This is a genomic window from Stutzerimonas stutzeri (genome assembly GCF_000935215.1).
GTDB lineage: Bacteria > Pseudomonadota > Gammaproteobacteria > Pseudomonadales > Pseudomonadaceae > Stutzerimonas.
The window spans coordinates 1-2,106 of sequence record NZ_JXXD01000278.1 but is presented as its reverse complement, the minus strand read 5'-3'; the positions used below and the strand labels follow the sequence as shown (position 1 = coordinate 2,106).

Below are 2,106 nucleotides of genomic sequence, written 5' to 3'. Positions count from 1 at the left end.
GCTATCGCCGCCTAGCACAGCTTCCGCCGCTTGAGAAGGGTCGTTTTGAGGACGACGCAAAACGGCCCTGAGCAGGACAGCTTGGTTTTCTGAGACTGCCTCCATCCGGTTGCGCTGTGTGGCCGGAGCTTTGAAAGCTATGGAGGTTCACACCATGCGTCCCGCTCCTTTGCGGCCTGCCGCCACTGTCTCGACCGCTGCCGCGCAGCCCCAACGCTATCTCACCAACGACGAAGCCGCCGAGTACCTGCGGCTGTCGCCGCGCACGCTGGAAAAGCAGCGCGTGATCGGTGGTGGTCCGCGCTTTCGCAAGTTCGGCCGGCGCGTCATGTACGCCGTGGCCGACCTCGATGCCTGGGCCGCCGATCGCAGCTTCGAGACGACTTCCGATCCCGAGTACGCCGAGCACCACTCGGCCGACAGCCGTGCGCGCTGATCGGCGGCGCGCGGCAGGCCATCACCATGTCCAGCTCCGCGCTGCCGTTCCGGCAGCGGTCGTTGCAGGAGCGCGAACAGCTCGACCTGTTCCGCGCCTTGCCCGGCGACATGGCGCCGCGCGACAGCCAGGACTTGATGGCCTATCCGTTCTTCTCGCTCGGCAAGTCCAAGCGGGTCAAACCCATCGACTTCCGCGCGGGCAACGTGACGATCCGCGTAGAGGGCACGCAGGAGCACGGCATCGCCACGATTTGGGATGCGGACGTGCTGATATGGGCGGCCTCGCAGATCGTGGAAGCGAAGGACGCGGGCCTGCGCCCGTCGCGGCTGATGCGCGCGACGCCCTACGAGATCCTGCGCTTCATCGGGCGCGGCAAGTCGCTGCGAGACTACCAGCGCCTCAAGGCCGCGCTGGATCGCCTGCAATCGACCACGGTGGCCACGTCCATCCGCGAGACAACAGGCCGGCGCCTGCACCGCTTTTCGTGGATCAACGAATGGAAGGAACTGGCCGATGCCAGCGGCACGCCGCTGGGCATCGAGCTGATCCTGCCGGACTGGTTCTTTGCCGGCGTGCTCGACGCCGCGCTGGTGCTGACCATCGACCCGGCGTATTTCCGGCTCACCGGCGGCATCGAGCGGTGGCTGTACCGCCTGGTGCGCAAGCACGGCGGCAAGCAGGCATACGGCTGGCAGTTCGACTTTCGCTATCTGCACCAGAAGTCCGGCAGCACCGCGAAGCCCTACGACTTCGCCTGCGATCTGCGCGCGCTCGTCGCGCGGCAGTCGCTGCCCGGTTACGTCCTGGGCATCGAGCGGATGCCCGACAACGGCATGGAACTGCTGACGTTCCGGCCCGTGCCGCAGACGGCACGGGGATAACTCCGGGAAAGCCTGTGAATGGTGTCGTGCTATCAGGCGTGCGGGGTATCGTGCTATCAGGCGTGGGACTATCGTGCTATCAGGCGTGCCGATCGGCCGCAAACCCGCGCCAGCACTGGGTTTGCGCGTCCTCTAACTTCCCTAACTTAGTTTCTCTAACTTTTAGTAGGGAAACGCCGCTGCGGTGGACAACCACCCCGCGGCCACAAACGCAGCAGCAAAAGCCCGGCTTTCCAGCATGGAGGGCCAGGCCATGATCGTCGCACTGCTCAACCAGAAAGGCGGCGTCGGCAAGACCACGCTCGCCACGCACATCGCCGGCGAGTTGGCGATGCGCGGCCAGCACGTCGTCCTGCTGGACGCTGACCCGCAGGGCTCATCGCTGGACTGGACGCAGCGCAGAAGCCAGCAAGGCTTGCCACGGCTGTTCAGCGCCGTGGGCCTCGCACGCGAAACGCTGCACCAAGAGGCACCAGAACTCGCCAGGCGAGCAGATCACGTCGTCATCGACGGCCCGCCGCGCATCGCCGCCTTGGCGCGCTCCGCGCTGCTGGCGGCCGAGCGCGTGCTGATCCCGGTGCAGCCGAGTCCCTACGACCTGTGGGCCAGCGCCGAGATGGTGGCGCTGATCCGCGAGGCGCAGGTGTTCCGGCCTGCGCTGCGCGCGGCCTTCATCATCAATCGGCGTGTCAGTACCACCGTGATCGGGCGCGAAGCGCGCCAGGCGCTTGCCGACCAGCCGCTTCCTGCGCTGCGCGCGGAAGTGCATCAGCGCGTCGTGTTCGC

Annotated in this window: 3 protein-coding genes; all 3 read left to right on the top strand. The window is 66.7% G+C overall.

Going from position 1 to position 2,106, the window contains the following annotated elements:
• Positions 1–154: 154 nt before the first annotated feature.
• On the top strand, positions 155–436 hold the full coding sequence (locus LO50_RS21850) for a helix-turn-helix transcriptional regulator (RefSeq protein WP_003107109.1): 282 nt from the start codon (positions 155–157) through the stop codon (positions 434–436).
• Positions 437–462: 26 nt separating this feature from the next.
• Positions 463–1,320, top strand: coding sequence for a replication initiator protein A (locus LO50_RS21845; protein WP_023103960.1), 858 nt, complete (start codon positions 463–465; stop codon positions 1,318–1,320).
• A 253-nt stretch (positions 1,321–1,573) separates the two neighbouring features.
• The coding region (parA, locus tag LO50_RS21840; RefSeq protein WP_044316353.1) for a ParA family partition ATPase at positions 1,574–2,106 on the top strand (533 nt) is incomplete at its 3' end.

Bases quoted from the DNA above. Each gene is read 5' to 3' on its own strand.
- LO50_RS21845 (WP_023103960.1), top strand. From the start codon at position 463: ATGTCCAGCTCCGCGCTGCCGTTCCGGCAGCGGTCGTTGCAGGAGCGC.
- LO50_RS21850 (WP_003107109.1), top strand. From the start codon at position 155: ATGCGTCCCGCTCCTTTGCGGCCTGCCGCCACTGTCTCGACCGCTGCC.